The organism is Streptomyces sp. NBC_01460 (genome assembly GCF_036227405.1).
In the GTDB taxonomy this organism is placed as follows: domain Bacteria; phylum Actinomycetota; class Actinomycetes; order Streptomycetales; family Streptomycetaceae; genus Streptomyces.
Genome location: NZ_CP109473.1, coordinates 2,541,591 through 2,558,481, shown reverse-complemented (window position 1 = coordinate 2,558,481; position 16,891 = coordinate 2,541,591). Strand labels below are relative to the sequence as shown.

Sequence of the window (16,891 nt, the reverse complement as noted above, 5' to 3'; positions counted from 1 at the left end):
TGGGTGGGCACGGGCGGGAACACCCGCACATACGGGAAGAAGAGGCAGTGGACGTGGCGGACGTGGTGGACGTGGTGGACGCGGAGTGGTCGGGCGACTGGGTCGCGGGGCGCCTCGGGGTCGAACTCGTCGGCGACGGGGAACTCCGGGAGCTGCTGGGCCTCGCCCTGCGCCGCAACCCGAAGCGCGCCCATCTGCTCGTGTCGAACGTCCTGGGCAAGCACGTGCCGCAGCGGCCGTCCGTCGTCCACGGTGTGGGCTACGAGCTCGGCGAACGGGTGCGGGACCTGCTGGGCGAGGCGGAGGCCCGCCGCGCCGTCGTCCTCGGGTACGCGGAGACGGCGACGGGCCTCGGCCACGCCGTCGCGGACGGACTCGGGGTGGCCCCGTACCTCCACTCGACCCGCCGCCTGGTGGACGGCGTCGCCCAGGCGGGCGGCTTCGAGGAGGCGCACTCGCACGCCACCTCCCACCTGCTGCTCCCCGAGGACCCGGACCTGCTGGCCGCAGGCGCGGAGGGATCACCGCTGGTCCTGGTCGACGACGAGTTCTCCACCGGCAACACGGTCCTCAACACCATCCGCGCCCTCCACGCGCGCTACCCCCGTGACCGGTACGTCATCGTCGCCCTGGTGGACATGCGGTCCGAGGCGGACCAGGGACGGCTCGCCGAGTTCGCCGAGGAGATCGGCGCCCGTGTCGACCTGATCGCCCGGGCCCGTGGCACCGTGCGCCTGCCCGAAGGAGTCCTGGAGAAGGGCCTGAGCCTGGTGGCCGCGCACGACGCCGGCCATGCCGCGCCGGTGCCCCCCGCGCCCCGGTCCGCCCCCGCCCGTGTCGCCCTCGACTGGCCGGCCGGCGTCCCCGACGGAGGCCGCCACGGCTTCACCCCCGTCCACCGCGCCGCTCTGGAAGCCGCCCTCCCGGCCATGGCCGGCCGCCTCGCCGACGCCCTGGGCGACGCCCGCAGGGTGCTCGTCCTCGGCTTCGAGGAGCTGATGTACGCGCCTCTGCGGCTCGCCACCGCCCTGGAGGACGCCACCGCGGCCGAGGTCCGCTACTCCACCACCACCCGCTCGCCGGTGCTCGCCGTCGACGACCCCGGCTACGCGATACGCAGCCGCATCGTCTTCCCCGCCCACGACGACCCCTCCGACGGGCCGGGCGACCGGTACGCCTACAACGTCGCGGGCGCGGGCTTCGACGCCGTGGTCGCCGTCGTCGACTCCGCCGGTGACACCCCGGCGCTGCACGCCCCCGACGGGCTGCTGGCCCGCCTCGCCGGACACACCGGCCAGGTGCTGCTCGCGGTCGTCCCCTCGTACGTCCCGCCGACGACCACCGAACGGGCCTCCGCCAAGGCCTCCGACAGGCAGGAAGCCGCCACCATGCTGCCCGAACCCCTCCGGGGCCCCGCCTTCTCCTCCTACGCGGCGGAGGACGTCGGCTGGCTGCTCCAGGACCTCTCGGACACGGCCCTGGAGGCCCCCACCGAGGAGCGCGAGGAAGCCATCCAGAGCGGCGGCGCGCACTACGCCGAATCGCTGCCCGTCGAATACCAGCCCAGCCCGCAGTACCAGGAGCTGTTCAAGGCGGCCCTCGACGACTCGGCGGCCCGGATCGCCCGTGCCGTGGGCACCGTCACCGAGACCGTCCTCGCCGAACGGGGCCCGCGCCCCGTCCTGGTCTCCCTGGCCCGGGCCGGCACCCCCGTCGGGGTCCTCATGCGCCGATGGGCCCAGCACCGGCACGGCGTCGACCTGCCGCACTACGCGGTCTCCATCGTCCGGGGCCGCGGCATCGACGCCAACGCCCTGCGCTGGCTGGCCGCCCACCACGACCCGGCGGACGTCGTCTTCGTCGACGGCTGGACCGGGAAGGGCGCCATCACCCGCGAACTCGCCGCCGCGCTGGAGGACTTCGAGGGCTTCGACCCGGAGATCGCCGTACTGGCCGACCCGGGTGGCTGCGTACGGACGTACGGGACCCGGGAGGACTTCCTCATCCCGTCCGCCTGCCTCAACTCCACGGTGTCCGGGCTGATCTCGCGTACGGTCCTCCGTTCCGACCTGGTCGGCCCGCACGACTTCCACGGCGCGAAGTTCTACCGCGAACTGGCCGGCACCGATGTCTCCGGTCTGTTCCTCGACACCGTCGCCGCTCGTTTCGACGAGGTGGCGGACGCCGTGGACGCCGAGGCGAAGGAACTGCTCGCCGCGGACCGCGCCCCCACCTGGGAGGGCTGGGCCGCCGTCGAGCGCATCAGCGAGGAGTACGGCATCCACGACGTGAACCTGGTCAAGCCCGGCGTCGGCGAGACGACCCGGGTGCTGCTGCGCCGCGTTCCCTGGAAGATCCTGGCCAAGCGGGGGGCGGGCGCCGACCTCGACCACGTACGCCTGCTCGCCGAACAGCGCGGCGTGCCGGTCGAGGAGGTCGGAGACCTCCCGTACACCTGCGTCGGACTGATCCACCCCAAGTACACCCGGGGCGCCACCGGCGCGGACGGCACGGCGGTGACGGCGAAGTGAGCGGGACCGTGGACGTGCCCGGGAACGCCCTGCCGGACGGTGCCGTGGACGCACCCGTGACACTGGTCGCCAGCGACCTCGACCGCACCCTCATCTACTCGGCGGCCTCCCTCCAGCTGACCATGCCCGACGAGCAGGCACCGCGCCTGCTCTGCGTGGAGGTCTACGGCGGGGCGCCCCTCTGCTACATGACGGAGACCGCCGCCGCACTCCTCGACGAACTGGCCCGCACCACGGTGTTCGTCCCGACCACGACCCGGACCCGGGAGCAGTACGGCCGCATCCACCTGCCCGGCCCGGCCCCCCACTACGCCATCTGCGCGAACGGCGGACACATCCTGGTCGACGGTGTCTCCGACCCGGACTGGCAGGCGCGGGTGGCCGGCCGGATCGCCGACGAATGCGCCACCCTCGCCGAGGTCCGCGCCCATCTCCAGGCCGTCGGAGACTCCTCCTGGCTGCTCAAGGAGCGGGTCGCCGAGGACCTCTTCGCCTACCTCGTCGTCGACCGGGGCGCCCTCCCCGAGGGCTGGGTGAAGGAGCTGTCCGCCTGGGCCGACCCCCGGGGCTGGACCGTCTCCCTCCAGGGCCGGAAGATCTACGCCGTACCCAAGCCGCTCACCAAGAGCGCGGCCATGCGCGAGGTGGCCCGCCGCTGCGGCGCCACGCTGACGCTCGCCGCCGGTGACTCCCTCCTGGACGCCGACCTGCTGCTCGCCGCCCACCAGGCGTGGCGCCCGGGCCACGGCGAGCTGGCCGACTGCGGCTGGGGCGCGCCCAACACCGAGGTGCTCAGGGAGCAGGGCGGTGCCGCCGGCGAGGAGATCCTGCGCCGCTTCCTGCGCGCCGCGGAACCGCGGGTGGCGGGTCGCCGGACACGCGCGAACAACTCCGAGCACACCTGATCGAACTCTGGCAGTGTGGGCGGCCCGAAAGCAGCGGTGCACGCCCGCACGACCAGGGGAGACGCGTATGACCAGAGGCAACACCACCAAGATCACCGATGAGCTCTACGCGTACACGCTGGCGCACAACCCGCCGCTGGACGACGTGCAGCGCGAGCTCGTGGAGACCACCTACGCCGAACTCCCCGGGCACGCGGGCATGCAGTCCGCGCAGGAGCAGGGGCCGCTGCTCGCCTTCCTGGTCCGGCTGACGGGGGCCCGGCACGTCGTGGAGGTCGGCACCTTCACCGGCTTCTCCGCCCTGTCGATGGCCCAGGCACTACCCGCGGACGGGGTGCTGATCGCCTGCGACATCTCCGAGGAGTGGACGGCGTACGGCCGGGAGGCATGGAAGAAGGCGGGCGTCGCCGACCGGATCGACCTGCGGATCGCACCGGCGCTCGACACCCTGCGCGCGATGCCGGCCGAGCCGCACATCGACATGGCCTACCTGGACGCGGACAAGGACAGCTACATCGCGTACTGGGAGGAGCTCGTCCCGCGGATGCGTCCCGGCGGGCTCGTCGTCACCGACAACGTGCTCTTCCACGGCGGCGTCACGGATCCGCTGGCCACCGGGGGCGCGGCGGCCATCCGGGGGTTCAACGACCATGTGGCCGCCGACCCCCGGATGGACAGCGTGCTGCTGACGGTGTCGGACGGGCTCACGCTCTCGCGACGGAAGCAGTGACGGGGCGGGCACGACGGGGCTGAGTGACCGGCTGGGCGGGGCTGAGTCACCGGCCGGGCGGGGCGCCCGGCCGGCTCCACGTCATGGTTTCGACGGCGTGATCCCGGCCGCCGCGTCGACCGTGTCAGCCGCAGCAACCGCCACCGCAGCAGCCGCCGCCTCCGCCCCCGGCCGACGACGGGGCGGGAACGGCGGAGGAGGACGAGCCCGAGCCACCCACGGCCACGGTGGAGAGCAGCTTCACGGTGTCCTCGTGCCCGGCGGGGCAGGAGGCGGGGTCGGATGACTCGGCCATGGGGCGGCTGAGCTCGAACGTCTCGCCGCAGGGGCGGCAGCGGTACTCGTAACGGGGCATGGCCCCAGATTAGAGCCTCTTCGCCTGCGTGACCTCGGGCATCGGAGCACGTTCGCGGCGCTCCTCCCTCGCGACCTGCTCGGGATGGCGGGCCCGCCAGTACGGATTGTCGTGGGGCAGGCCGCCGCTGACCCGCCCGTACATGCCGAACATCATCAGCAACAGCCCGGCGATGAAGCTGAACAGCACGTTCTGCATCTCGAAGGCCAGGAAGTTCATGCCGGTGTCCAGCAGGGCCAGGTTCACGAAGCCGCTGAGGATGAAGGCGATGCCCAGGACCATGTTCAGGGTCGAGGCGAAGTTGCCTCCGACGACCATGCCGACGAAGAGCAACAGCCCGACGCAGATGGACAGGATGCTCAGCGCGCCGTTGGTGTTGAGGCCCCCCACCGTGTCGCCGCCGGTGTCGAAGAAGCCGATACGGTCGATGAGCCCGAGGATGCCGAAGGCGAGGAGCAGCAGCCCCATCAGGCCCGCCCCCACCCGGTAGACCTTGCTGAGGCGGTGGTCGACGGGCAGGTGTTCGTCGAGGGGAGCGCTCTTGCGACGGGCGGGCTTGCGACGCCGGCCGGTGGGATGCAGGACGTGTGTGGCCATGACGGCCTCCTTCGGCCGCGGGCGGCCAGGGACGCGTCAGCGGAAGCCGCTGCGTACTACCAGGATCGGCCCGTCGACCCTTGGGGACAACTCAGCCCTTCTCGGCCGGCCCGGGGTCCTGCCACTCCGGCTCGGGCGGGGCCCGCTCAGGCGCCGCCGCCCAGCTCCTCGCGGATCGCGGAGACCACCCGGTTCACCGCCTGCCGGACGTCCTCGGTCTCGGTGAGGAAGTGCCAGTAGTCCGGGTGGCGCCCGTCGAGGGCGACGATCCCCCGGTCAAGCCGGGCCACGGCGTCGTCCAGAGGGCGGGCATGGCGCGGATCGGGCGTGTTGCGCCCGGCCATGGCGAGGCGCTGGGCGTCCCGGATCGCGAACCGGGTGCGGTCGATCTCCGCCTGCGGATTCTTCGCCACGGTGTCCAGCCGCCGCAGCCGGTCCCCTGCGGCGGACACCGCCTCATCGGTCGTGTTGAGCAGCGCCCGGACCGTACTCAGCCGCGAGGTCGCGTCGGGCCAGCGCTGCTCGGACCGTGCCTCGGCCGCCTCCGCCAGCTTCGCCTCCGCCTGCCGGACGTTCACCGCGGCCTGCTCGGGAACCGGCTGCAGGTCCTGCCAGCAGGCAGCGGAGAACCGCCGTCGGAGCTCGCTGAGCACCGGCTCGACCTGCCCGGCGCGCGTCGTCAGCGCCTGGGCCCGCGTGCGCAGCGACACCAGCCTGCGGTCGATCTCGGCGGCCCGCTCGGGAAGCCGGTCCGCCTCCGCCCGCACCGCCTCGGCGTCGCGCAGCACCTGATCCGCGCGCTGCAACGTCTCAGCCACGCCGTGCCGCCCCGCGCCCTGGTTGAGCTTGGTCAGCTCGGGGGCGAGAGCCGCGAGGCGCGCCGCGAGATCATCCGCCCGGAGCCCGGAGGCGCGCACCGCGTCGAGCGCGTTGCTCGCGGCGAGCAGCGCCTGACGGGCCCGCTCCACGGCGGGGGCGAGCCGCGCGAGCTGTGTCTCCGCGCTGCTGAGGAGCGACCCCAGCCCCTGGGCGAACCGGTCGAGCTCCCCCTTCACCTGGACGAGCTCGTCCTTGGCCCGGGTCAGCTGGGTCCGCGCACCGGCCGCCACCGAGGGCTCCAGGTCGTCACGGTCGAGGTCGTGGGCGTCGACCGCGGTGATGTACGTGTGGCTGACCTCGTCGATCCGCCGGCCCAGCGCCGCGAAGTCCTCCGCCACCTTGCGGGCGCGGGGAGAACTGTCCACGGCGGTGATGGTCTCGATCGAGATCTGCAGATCACGCTGAGCGGTGTCCAGCTCGTAGAAGGCCTCGGCCGCCGCGTCCTTCGCAGCCTGCGCGTCGGCCCGCTGATTCTCCCCCCGGCCCCCGAACCAGCGGCGCGTGCCTCCGCCCGCGACGGCACCCGGCAGCACCGAGACGATCAGCGGGACCGGCAGCAGCATCAGCACCAGGACGTCCCTGACGGCGGAACCAACACTCGCTTTCGCCTGCGGCCGCGTGTGTGTCGCCGTCACATCCCTCTCCCGTGCCGATTCGCCCTGCCGGGTTCATTCTCCCACCAGTAAGGACGAACGCACGGGCCGGTTAGTTCGCACTTCGGACAGTGACTTCACCGTTGTCGCTGCGCGCCTTCACGACGTGCCCGCTGGTGTCGCTGCGGGGCACGTCGACGGAGACCTCACCGTTGTCGGCCTGCGCGGACACCGCGTACGCGCTCTTCCCGGCGGGCAGATCGATGGAGATGCTGCCGTTGTCACTGACGGTGTCCACCAGATCCGGGACCCGGGTGAATCCGAGCTGGACCGACCCGTTGTCCGAGCGTGCGACCACGGAGCTCCCCGAGATCCGCTGGGCCTCGACGGAGCCGTTGTCGCTGTTCAGCTCCAGCGGCCCGGAGACGTCACGCACGTCGACACCCCCGTTGTCGGCGGAGATCTTGAGCGGAGTGGTGAAGCCGGTCGCGGAGACCTTCCCGTTGTCCCCTTCGACGGTCAGCGCCAGCCCGCGGGGCACCTTCACCTCGTGGTGCGCTTCACAGTTGCTGATCATCGCCCGGCACTTCACCTCGAGCCGCAGCGTGTCCCCCTCGAGCTTCCACACGGGGTCCGGCCCACTGCCCAGCACGACCCACCCGTCGACCCGGCGGGTCACCTCGATCTGCTCCACGTCGGCAGGCACCAGGCTGAGGGTCGAGTTCTCGGCGTCGATGCTGAGCGCCTTCCCACTGAAGGCGAACGACTTGTGCTCGGCGGGCGCGTCCTCCGCATCAGCACTGCCACAGCCGCTGAGCGCGGCCACGAGGAGCACGGTCCCGGCGGTGGCCACGAGGGTGGTGTTGGTGCGTCGGGTACGTCGGGTGCGTCGTGTGCGGATGGTCATGATGCGAGTCCCCCTGAGAGCGCTGCCGATGTGGCTCCACCGTATGTACGCGCCCACCCCCGGAACGATCCGGACGGCTACCGTCTCCGGGGTGGGGATATCCCCCGTATCCTCCGGGGCCCGGGGGAGCGTCGGGGCGGGCCCGACCGGATTGCCGCGGGAGGCCGTGGGCCATGTAACCTGTTGCCTCATCCACGGGTGCGTAGCTCAGGGGTAGAGCGCTGCTCTTACAAAGCAGATGTCGGCGGTTCGAAACCGTCCGCGCCCACCAGTCGACGAAGGCCCAGGTCACCGGTACAGAACCGGGGAGCCTGGGCCTTGTTCGTTCCGCAGCCGCGGAGGCTGGGGAGAGGCGTCGTGCCAGTTACGTGCCAGATGCTTCGTCGAACCCTGCCGGCCGGACCTTCCGGATCTGCTCGTCGACGTGCGCCGCGATGGTGTGGTCACGGCCGTTCACCAGGTGCTGATAAATCAGCGCGGCACGCACCGAAGAGTGCCCCATCCGCTGCATCAGCTCACGGGTGGTCGCGCCGCCGGTTGCGGCGAGGGTGTTCCCGGTGTGGCGCAGATCGTGGAAGTGGACGTCTCCCAGACCGGTCGTCTCCAGGGCCCGGAGCCACAGGCGGCGGAAGTTGTTCCGGCGAAGCTGTCCGCCTCTCGCTCCCGTGAAGACCAGCCCGGTGCGGCCCGGCTCGGCGTAGGCCGCGAGGTGAGCAGCCAGGCTCTCCGTCAGCGAGGCCGGGAAGGCGACGGTCCGCACACCTGCAGCACTCTTGGGTGCCTTGACCAGGATGCCGTCCGTGCGAGTCTCGGCCAGGGCACGTCGTACGGCGACGGTCCGCCGCTCAAGGTCGACGTCATGGCGCTGGAGCGCAGCGAGCTCCCCGAAGCGGAGGCCGGTGAAGGCTGCCAAGAGGATGAACACCCGGAAGCGCGCCGACACGGCGTCGGCGAGCTGGAAGACCTCGGTGACATCGAGAAACGGCCGCTCGGCTGTCTTGGCCGCCCCAGCGCCCTTGATGCGGCAGGGGTTGCGCTGGATCACCTCGTCGTCGACCGCAGTGTTCATGATGGCGCGGAGGATCTGATACGCCTTGGCTACCGTCGGCTCACCGACACCGGACTCCAGGAGGCCGGCACGCCAGCGACGGATCTTGTCGAAGCCCGGAGTTCTGGCAGGCGGACTCCATCCGGAAGTGGGTGACGGCGGCTTCCTCGCAAGGATAGTGCGACCGACTCCCCTCTCTCCCTGGCTAGTTGGCTTAGCTTCCGTTCTTGATGCAGAATCCCGTTCACCAGGGCACGCCGCAGCATCGGCTGCACTACTGCGTGCCCAGTAGATCGGGGGACACTGTGCCAGGGGGACCACTTCCGATTCCGCCTGACCTCAAACTGGCACCTGGCAAGAGCGGACTTGTGAGGAAGTTGCGCCGCGTCAGGCGGTCGAGAAAGGCGCTCAAGGGTCTGACTCAGTGGGTGATCGACTGGGGCGTGCCGCTCGCCTTCGGCGCGACGCTTCTCTTCATGTACGCAGCTAGTGCGACATCAGCCAAAGCGGTCTACAGAGCCTTCACGCTGATTGACCCGCCTAACCGCCTTGCGCTTTGGCTACCGTCCATCCTCGGCTGGCTGCTCGTGCCGGCAATTATCGGCGGCGTTGCTGGCCATGTCATTGCGCAGCGCATCAGCAGTGTTAAGGCCATCTCCACCGAGAGGCTGTTCCGTCGACGCACCTGGGGGCAGCGGCTCAAGCCACCCGGCCGCATTCCTGACCTGCTCGGATATTTTCACGGCACCTACGCGCAGCAGAACTTCGTTGATGCCTGGGTGCGGGTAGCCCATCGGAACGACTGGAGCCGAGCACAAGATCACTGGGAGGTTTTCATACGTGATGTCCTCTCCACTCAGCAGTTTGCTCACCTGGACCGACACGAATGCCTGAAGCAGGCCAAAGACACGGCACACCTAGCATTGGTGATCACCGCCCAGATGGGTATTTGCATCGTGTGTGAGCGGAGGCGCTAGGCGTGCGGGCAGAAGACGCAGTTGAGATCGTGAGGGCGTCTCTCGCTCTCGCCTTCCCTGGTGCCTCAGCCGAAGGTCTGTCAAGGGCGGCGGAACTTGTGGTTCGGTGGGGAGCGGAAGGTGTTGCGGAGCACCTTGACCAAGCCCTGACGCGAAGAATGTTGTTGGATCTGCTTGTTGTCTCAGGTGCACCGGCCCCGGAGCTGGCAGACCGGCAGTCACTTCCCAACGGGCCTACTGCTTGGTGGAGGACTTGGTCGAGACCAGAAGAAGGTCCGGAACTGCCGTTCCGGCCTCCTGGGTCCGAGCCGCCACCCGACCCTGATCATCCATTGGGGGAGCCTCGACGACGGCGTGAGCCACCCTTCTGACCTTGCACCGCTAGGAGGTGAAGGGGAAACAGCCTCAGACGTGACTGCACTTCTTGACGGCAACGTCTCACAGGAGTGCAGTCATAGACGTTCACGCGAGGCGCGTCTGGGGCTGCCTTCTGAAGTGGTCTCCACGTGCGCCTCGTGCCCGGACGAACTTGCAAGGCAGATGTCGGCCATTCGAAACCGTCCGTGCCCACCGTGGAAAATAGCACCCTTCTGTCGGCCGGCGTCCTCTCCCTGCGGTTTCGCCCGGCATCAACCCCATGGGGGCACCATGGGAGGAGCGGCCGCGCGAGACACTATCTGCACATGTTCGAGCAGATACGGCAGACCGTGGTGTACGGGGCCGGCGCGGGCCTGGTCGTGACGGCGATGGACGTACTCACCTGACCGGGCCTCGGCTGGTGCCAGCAGTGCCAGGACATCCAGCGTCTGACCTGGTGTTCGTCCAGCCTGCCTGGCCCTTGGAGGCATGGAAGGTCTCCTCGACCATCCATCTTCGCCCGGCCACCCGCAGCAGCGTGCCCGGCGGAATCGGGGCGGCTGAGTAGCGGCGATTTAAGGCGAGTGCGCCGTTGTTGCGGTTACAGCGAACGATCGGACGGTGGTGACCGACCGGACTGGTCGTCGGCAACGTCGGCCAGAGCCGGGTTGTAGGAGCGGTGCCCGTGGGCGCCGATGCCTGCGGAGAGCTTCTGACAGGCTCCTCTCGGCTGTTTCCTGGCCAGTACGTCGGCCCGCAACCTATCTGTCTGGGTCACGAGTTGGTGAACACGGGTGACCGCGAGGACGTGGCCGGCTGCGGATTGCCTCCGCCCACCAGGCGTCGTGCCACATACGTCGCCGGCTCTGCTGCCGCAGGCGCGCGCCCACGACTGGATAGGTCCGGCAGGAGGCGAACTGCGGGCCGACAGCTGCCTGTGGCTGCCTGTCGGGCGAAGTCACCCGAATGGCGTACGCCGGGTGGCGGCGAGTCGGCTGCGATCCGACGTTGGACGAGGGGATTCACCCATCCGGCCGAACGTTGAGAGGCGCACCATGGCCCAACTTGTACGCAGGAACCAGGCCCTGCTGTCCGAGGACCAGAAGCGGCTGTTTGTCACAGCGGTGTGGAACGTAAAGTCCCGAGGTGACTACGACCAGTTCATCAAGGCACACACGGAAGGTGCGAACTTCTACCACCACGTCCCCACCTTCCTGCCCTGGCACCGGGAGTTCGTCCGGATCTTCGAGGCGGCACTGCCGACCGCGCCTGGCCAGGAGACGCTCACCATCCCGTACTGGGACTGGACGGGCAACGGAGATCCCTGGGCCGACTACTTCATGGGCGGCAACGGCAGGGAGAGCGACGACCGGGTGATGACCGGCCCGTTCGCCGTCAGTAACGGCTGGTCCTGCATCGATCCCACTCGGGAGATTCCTTCGTTCCTCAGAAGGCAGTTCGGTGCCGACATGGACCACCTGCCGACAGCAGATGATGTGACCGGCTGCCTCGCGATGACGCCGTACGACAGTGCGCCGTGGGAGGGGGTGAGCGAAAGCTTCCGTAAATCCTTGGAAGGCGTGATAACGCCGGACATCCACAACAGGGTCCATCGGTGGATCGGAGGCAACATGGAACTCACCAGTTCGCCCAACGACCCTGTGTTCTGGCTGCATCACTGCAACATCGATCGGCTCTGGGTCAAGTGGCAGCAGCAGCACCCGAACGAGGTGTACCTCCCGCAGAGCGGCGGCCCGCAGGGGCAGAACGTCAACGACCTGATGCCCCCGTGGTCGAACGTGCGGGTGAGTGCGGTGCTCGACCACCGTCGCCTGGGCTACGTCTACGACACCGAGAACCCCACGGCCCAGGGCGATCACATGCACCCCGGGGACACCCTGCGCAGCGGTGACTCGATCAGCGCGGGGGGCGGCCGGTACCGGCTCGTCTACGAGACCGACGGGAACCTGGTCCTGTATCAGGACGGCGAACGTACCCCGCGGTGGTCGTCCCGGACACAGCGCAGGTCGCCCGGAATGTGCGTCATGCAGATGAACGGCGATCTCACCATCGACGACGCCGACGGGCAGCGGGTGTGGAACCTGGGCATCGACGGGCGCGGCAACCGTCTTCGGCTGACGGGGGACGGAGCTTTGGAGGTCACCGGCTTGTCCGGGGCGATCGCCTGGCGGTCCTCCCGTGATGTGATGGTCTGACGGGACCAGCGACAGCGGGAGACGAGCCCCCGTCGCTTCGCCGCGGCGGGGGCCTCTGTCGCCCCCTCCACTCGGCGTCCGTCTTGCTGGTCCGCAGCACAAGACGGTCGGAGCAGTCGCGGCCCGGGGCATCAAGGTCGTTCGTGCGGTGGCGTCGGGGTGTGAGGTGACGAGGCCGGCAAGAGGATCTCCTGGATCGTGGGGACCCTGATGTGGTCACCCTCCACCGCCTTGGACGGGTGGCTGAGGCGCACTCGCTCCCGGCTGCGGCGCGGCGTGACCGGTCAGACGCGTTCGAGCGGCCGGTGCGGTCCCTGCGGAAGTTCGATCCCGATGGTGTCCTGGGGGCGGACCGGGCCGCCGTGGCGGACCACGGCCATGATGCCGGACTTGAACGTGAAGTTTCCTGAGGCCGGATCGATGGTGAAGACCTCTCCGAGCAGGCCCTGGCGGAAGTCGTTGATCTTCGCGCACGGGTTGCGCAGGCCCGTCACCTCCACCACCGCCTGCTCGCCGAGGTGCAGCAGGGTGCCGGTGGGGAGCCCGAGCAGGTCGATGTCCCGGGTGGTGATGTTCTCCCCGAGTTGGCCCGCGGCGACGGCGTAGCCCTTGAGGGCGAGTTCGTCGAAGAGCTCCTCGTGCATCAGGTGGACCTGACGCAGGTTGGGCAGGTCCGGCTCGTAGGTCATGCGGAACTGGTGGCGGATCGTCTCGCCCGCGTGGACGTCCCCTTCGACACCCAGTCCGGCGAGCAGCGTCACGGACTCGCGGTTGGGCTTGCTGAACGAGTACGTCGCGTTGCCGCTCACCGCTGTGACCCGGCCTGTCATGTCCCACCCCGCCTGTTGGTCCCCGTACGTCGCGCGCCATCCTAGGGAAGCTCCGCGTCAGGCGGAAAGGGCGGTGAGACGGTCCAGGATCGCGGTCCACGGAGGTTCTCGCGTCGGCTCCTGGCGGGGTTCGTGCAGGGGCCAGACGTCGGGTCCGTGGACCAGCTCCACGCCTGCCCTCCGCAGCGCCTCGATGTGGCCCTCCCACGCGGGGTGCCGTGCGTGGGCCGCGTTGATCCGCGGGAACACCACGACCGGGACTCCGACCGTGCCCAGTGCCTCGCTCACCTGCGTCAGCGCCTGGTTGTCGGCGATCCCCGTGGCCAGTTTGGCCACGTAGTTCGCGCTCGCCGGTGCGACGACGTAGCAGTCCGCGACGGGGTGGGGACGGGGCTCGGCCGGCAGGCGGGGTGCATCGCGTACCGGCAGGCCGGTCAGCGACTCCAGCCGGTCCAGCTCGCCGTCGGCCGCCCTCAGCCACCGGCCTGCGGTGGGGGTGAGTGTCACGGCCACCTGCCAGCCCAGGGCGATGGCCGGCTCGACCAGGCCGCTGCGCAGCTGCTCGACTCCGTCCGTCGCCGTACCCACGACTCCCAGCACTCCGCGGCTGCCCACGCTCACCGTTCCTCCACTCTGCGCCGTCCGTCTTCCAGGCCGGCAGTACAGCAGAAGAGACGGACCACGGCCGCGGCGGGGCGTCAGTCCGGGACGCCGAGGTCCTGGCGCATGATGCGGCGCATGGCGGAGAGCTTCGGATCCGCTGCCTTGAGGTCCACGAGCAGCTGATCGGCCGTCTCGCCGTCTCGGGGCAGCCCGCGGTCGATGCGCTTGAGCGCGGCGTCCGTCCCGGCGAGGACCACGTTGAGCTCGCGGGAGGCGTCGAGGACGGTTTCGGGGACGATCATCTGGGCCTCGGCGTACCGGTCGCGGTAGTCGCGCCGGCCCTCCTCCAGACGGTCCCGGTCGTCGTCGGTGTAGACCCCGTCGCGCGTGCGGTGCAGGGCGTCCTTGAGGAGGGTGTGGAAGTGGCCGGTCGCCCGGTTCATCGAGATGTAGGCGGCACGCCGTTCCTCGAAGAGCCGCCGCCTTTCCTCTACTTGCTGCTCCGACATACGCTGACGGCTCGTCACCCGGTGCGTGAGTACCGGGGCGAAGAGTGTGCCGAGCACTCCGAAGACTGCGGTGATCATGGCGGCTATGGCGGCGCTCATGCAGGCGACCTAACCAGTCCGGCGTCAGGGAGTCCAACAGGCCATGACCAGGGCCGGGAATCAGTCGCACGTTCCGTCCGGGCGTCTGGCAGCCACGGTGAGCCGCCGGCTCCGGGGATCGATGCCGGCTGTGCTGGAAGGCAACGGTCCCGGCCCCCGGCCGCCCCCGCATGCCCCAGGATGCGCGGGGGCGGGGTGCGGGGGACCGTGGAGGCATGTCCGGACATCCGCCTGTGATCGTCTATCCGCCCTCGCCGACCGGTGGGCGGCGGGTCACCGTGCGTGGGCAGATCGTCGGGCTGGCGCACGGGCGCGGGGACGTGGCCTCGTTCCTGCGGCGTGCCGGGTTCGCCCAGGGGGTCGACGAGATCGATCTGGACCAGCCGGAGTTGATCGAGTGGCGAGGCGGAGATCTCGACACCTGGAGGTGAGCCCCGTGAGGCGTCGTGGAGCACACCGGCCCGAGGCGTCGCTCGAGCCGCCCCCCGGCTACTACGGGGCGGGCGGAGGAGCTCCCGACGCCACGCAGCGGGGTCTGATCCTCGACTGGGTCGTGAGCCGGCGGGTGGCGGCCGGGTGGCGGGTGGAGTCGCGGTCGGGGAGCCAGGCGGTGCTGGTGCGCGGTCAGCCCGTCAACCATGTGCTGCACGCCTTCCTGACGGTCTTCTCGTGCTGCGTCTGGGGCGTGGTGTGGGCGGTCCTGGCGGTGACGAACAAGGTCGAGCGGGCCGCGCTCACCGTGGACGCCCAGGGCCAGGTCGTCACCGTGGGAGCGCCCTGAGCAGGGTGTGCCGTCACCCGAACGGGTGCGTCGGGGTCGTGGTGGGGGAGACGGGCGCACAGGGTCGGATCTGCCCGCTGTACTGCGGGGTGGTTCGTCGAGTGGAGGAGTCCCATGGCCCAGTCAGCATCCGCACCCGGCACCTCGCGGCCCTCGGACCCCGGCGGGCCCTGGGCTGCCGGCGGGGTGATGTTCGCGGGGGTCCTGCTCCTCGTCGACGGCATCCTCTCCATCGTCAAGGGGATCGCGGGCATCGCGTCCGACGACGTGTACACGCGCATCAACAACTACACGTTCAAATTCGACATCACCGCCTGGGGATGGATCCACCTCGTCCTCGGCGTGATCCTGGTGTTCGTCGGGTGGGGCATCCTCAAGGGCGCGGCCTGGGCCTGGGGCGTGGGGATCGGGCTCGCCGCGCTGAACCTGATCGCCAACTTCGTCTGGCTGCCGTACCAGCCGGTGTGGGCGATCATCTCCGTCGCGCTCGACACCTTCGTGATCTGGGCCCTGTGCGCCCACCGGGCGAAGCCGGTCATCTGACGTGAACCCGGGGCGAGGCCGCATGGAGCCGGACGTGCTCACGGCGCTGGCCGCCGACGCGTACGTCTACGGGGTGCCGCTCGTCCGCCGGCTGTCCGAGGTCCAGGCCTGCCTCCAGGAGGGCTGCGGATCGCTCGCTCCCGCGCCCTTCAACGACTTCGCCCATGCGGACGGGCCGGCCACGCCCGGGACGCACGTCCCGTACGCCCCGGCCGATCTCGTCGACGCGCTCGCCCAGCTCGATCTGTCCGGCGGGCCGGTGCGGCTCCATGTCCCGGACACCGCCGGCGCCTACTACGTCCTGCAGTTCGTGGACGCGTGGAGCAACGCCTTCGCCTATCTCGGCTCCCGGGCGACCGGCACGGCGGAGGGCGACTGGCTGGTCGTGCCGCCCGGCTGGGCCGGCACCGTGCCCGACGGGGTGTCGGGTGTGATCGACGCGCCGACCTCCGTCGTCTCCGTCGTCGGCCGCCTCGCGTGCGACGGGCCCGAGGACATGCCCCGTGTGAGGGCGCTCCAGCAGGAGCTCACCCTCACGCATCTGGGCGACCGGGCCCACCGGACCGGGCTCCCGGCGACGGAATCAGGGGTCCCCGGGGAACTGCGGTTCTTCGAGGAGCTCCGGGTGTGGATGGCGGACTTCCCGCCTTCCGCCGCCGATCGCGCGTACCAGGACCGCTTCCAGCCCCTGGGGCTCCTGGAGGAGGGCATCTCGCCGTACGTGTCGGCGGCGCCCCGTCTCGTGCGGGCCCTGGGGCGGGGGCTCGCGCTGGGTAGGCTGCGGGTGGAGGAGGCGGCCCGGCGTCCGGCGCCCGGCGGCCCGGAGGGCGCCTGGCAGATGATTCCGCACCTGCGGGACTACAACGTGGACCACCTCGGCGTCGGCACGCTCCGTCCGCCGGAGTGGAGGATCGCTGACCGGGAGGCGTCGTACCTGGTCAGGGCGGTGGCGGCGCGGCGGGAGCGCGGGCTGCCCCATGGGTACGAAGCGGTGTACGCGGAGACGTCCCGCGACTCCCGCGGCCGCCCCCTCACCGGGGCCCACCGCTACGTCCTGCGCCTCGCGCCGCCGCCACCGGTCCGGGCCTTCTGGTCGCTGACCGCGTACGACAGCCCCGGGGGCCACCTGGTCGCGAACGAGGCGGCCCGGTACGCCATCGGGAAGCGGACGCCGGGGCTCGCGCACGGTGCCGACGGCTCGCTGACGCTGCACCTGTCCGCGGAGCGGCCCGAGGATCCTCAGGAGGCGGCGAACTGGCTGCCGGTCCCTGCCGGTGCCTTCCGGCCGGTGCTGCGGCTCCACCTCCCCGGCCAGGCCGTGCTGGACGGGGAGTACGTCGTCCCGGCGGTCGAGCGGCTGGAGGCCCGGCCGGCGTCCCGGGTGACCGGGGCGTCCTGACCCCTGCAGGTCTGAGGACGAGCCGTCAGGTG

The 16,891-nt window shown here is 70.5% G+C and carries 17 protein-coding genes and 1 tRNA gene; 10 read left to right on the top strand and 8 right to left on the bottom strand.

The features are described 5' to 3' along the window. The first annotated feature begins 74 nt into the window (after positions 1 to 74). From OG488_RS11395 to OG488_RS11385, 3 genes are all read left to right on the top strand, one after another. Entirely contained in the window at positions 75 to 2,531 is a 2,457-nt protein-coding gene (locus OG488_RS11395) for a phosphoribosyltransferase (RefSeq protein ID WP_329238580.1), read from the top strand. Then, on the top strand, positions 2,528 to 3,436 hold the full coding sequence (locus OG488_RS11390; RefSeq protein WP_329228394.1) for an HAD family hydrolase: 909 nt from the start codon (positions 2,528 to 2,530) through the stop codon (positions 3,434 to 3,436). The genes OG488_RS11395 and OG488_RS11390 overlap by 4 nt, the downstream gene beginning before the upstream one ends. Positions 3,437 to 3,503: 67 nt before the next feature. Further along, entirely contained in the window at positions 3,504 to 4,166 is a 663-nt protein-coding gene (locus OG488_RS11385) for an O-methyltransferase (RefSeq protein WP_329228392.1), read from the top strand. Positions 4,167 to 4,290: 124 nt separating this feature from the next. On the opposite strand, the gene OG488_RS11380 is transcribed toward OG488_RS11385, so the two are convergent. From OG488_RS11380 to OG488_RS11365, 4 genes are all read right to left on the bottom strand, one after another. Then, complete coding sequence (locus OG488_RS11380; RefSeq protein WP_329228390.1) at positions 4,291 to 4,521, bottom strand: FmdB family zinc ribbon protein; 231 nt, start codon at positions 4,519 to 4,521, stop codon at positions 4,291 to 4,293. Between the two features lie 9 nt (positions 4,522 to 4,530). Further along, positions 4,531 to 5,118, bottom strand: coding sequence for a DUF4383 domain-containing protein (locus tag OG488_RS11375; protein WP_329228388.1), 588 nt, complete (start codon positions 5,116 to 5,118; stop codon positions 4,531 to 4,533). Positions 5,119 to 5,264: 146 nt separating this feature from the next. Beyond that, entirely contained in the window at positions 5,265 to 6,632 is a 1,368-nt protein-coding gene (locus OG488_RS11370; RefSeq protein ID WP_329228386.1) for a hypothetical protein, read from the bottom strand. A 70-nt stretch (positions 6,633 to 6,702) separates the two neighbouring features. Beyond that, positions 6,703 to 7,497, bottom strand: a complete 795-nt coding sequence (locus OG488_RS11365) for a DUF4097 family beta strand repeat-containing protein (RefSeq protein WP_329228384.1) — start codon at positions 7,495 to 7,497, stop codon at positions 6,703 to 6,705. A gap of 196 nt (positions 7,498 to 7,693) precedes the next feature. Here OG488_RS11365 and OG488_RS11360 point away from each other — a divergent pair. Continuing rightward, positions 7,694 to 7,768: transfer RNA gene (locus tag OG488_RS11360), tRNA-Val, on the top strand. A gap of 93 nt (positions 7,769 to 7,861) precedes the next feature. Here OG488_RS11360 and OG488_RS11355 read toward each other — a convergent pair. Next, positions 7,862 to 8,566 carry a tyrosine-type recombinase/integrase gene (locus OG488_RS11355; protein WP_329228382.1) on the bottom strand — a complete coding sequence of 235 codons (705 nt, stop codon included), beginning with the start codon at positions 8,564 to 8,566 and terminating at the stop codon, positions 7,862 to 7,864. Positions 8,567 to 8,973: 407 nt separating this feature from the next. Here OG488_RS11355 and OG488_RS11350 point away from each other — a divergent pair, with 407 nt between their 5' ends. Continuing rightward, positions 8,974 to 9,522, top strand: a complete 549-nt coding sequence (locus tag OG488_RS11350) for a DUF6313 family protein (protein ID WP_329228380.1) — start codon at positions 8,974 to 8,976, stop codon at positions 9,520 to 9,522. Between the two features lie 1,412 nt (positions 9,523 to 10,934). After that, positions 10,935 to 12,095, top strand: coding sequence for a tyrosinase family protein (locus OG488_RS11345; RefSeq protein WP_329228378.1), 1,161 nt, complete (start codon positions 10,935 to 10,937; stop codon positions 12,093 to 12,095). A 284-nt stretch (positions 12,096 to 12,379) separates the two neighbouring features. On the opposite strand, the gene OG488_RS11340 is transcribed toward OG488_RS11345, so the two are convergent. The 3 genes from OG488_RS11340 to OG488_RS11330 form a co-directional block, all read right to left on the bottom strand. After that, entirely contained in the window at positions 12,380 to 12,925 is a 546-nt protein-coding gene (locus OG488_RS11340; protein ID WP_329228377.1) for an MOSC domain-containing protein, read from the bottom strand. A 57-nt stretch (positions 12,926 to 12,982) separates the two neighbouring features. Further along, complete coding sequence (locus OG488_RS11335; protein WP_329228375.1) at positions 12,983 to 13,540, bottom strand: flavoprotein; 558 nt, start codon at positions 13,538 to 13,540, stop codon at positions 12,983 to 12,985. Between the two features lie 83 nt (positions 13,541 to 13,623). Next, the gene (locus OG488_RS11330; RefSeq protein WP_329228374.1) at positions 13,624 to 14,136 is read right to left on the bottom strand and encodes a hypothetical protein; all 513 of its coding nucleotides are present in this window, start codon (positions 14,134 to 14,136) and stop codon (positions 13,624 to 13,626) included. 215 nt (positions 14,137 to 14,351) lie between these two features. On the opposite strand from OG488_RS11330, the gene OG488_RS11325 reads away from it, so the two are divergent. From OG488_RS11325 to OG488_RS11310, 4 genes are all read left to right on the top strand, one after another. Then, positions 14,352 to 14,567: a hypothetical protein gene (locus OG488_RS11325; RefSeq protein ID WP_329228372.1), complete on the top strand. Its 216-nt coding sequence runs from the start codon at positions 14,352 to 14,354 to the stop codon at positions 14,565 to 14,567. A 5-nt stretch (positions 14,568 to 14,572) separates the two neighbouring features. After that, entirely contained in the window at positions 14,573 to 14,917 is a 345-nt protein-coding gene (locus OG488_RS11320) for a hypothetical protein (RefSeq protein WP_329228370.1), read from the top strand. A gap of 114 nt (positions 14,918 to 15,031) precedes the next feature. Beyond that, positions 15,032 to 15,460, top strand: coding sequence for a DUF7144 family membrane protein (locus OG488_RS11315; protein ID WP_329228369.1), 429 nt, complete (start codon positions 15,032 to 15,034; stop codon positions 15,458 to 15,460). A gap of 22 nt (positions 15,461 to 15,482) precedes the next feature. Then, positions 15,483 to 16,859, top strand: coding sequence for a DUF1254 domain-containing protein (locus OG488_RS11310; RefSeq protein WP_329228367.1), 1,377 nt, complete (start codon positions 15,483 to 15,485; stop codon positions 16,857 to 16,859). Positions 16,860 to 16,891 lie beyond the last annotated feature (32 nt).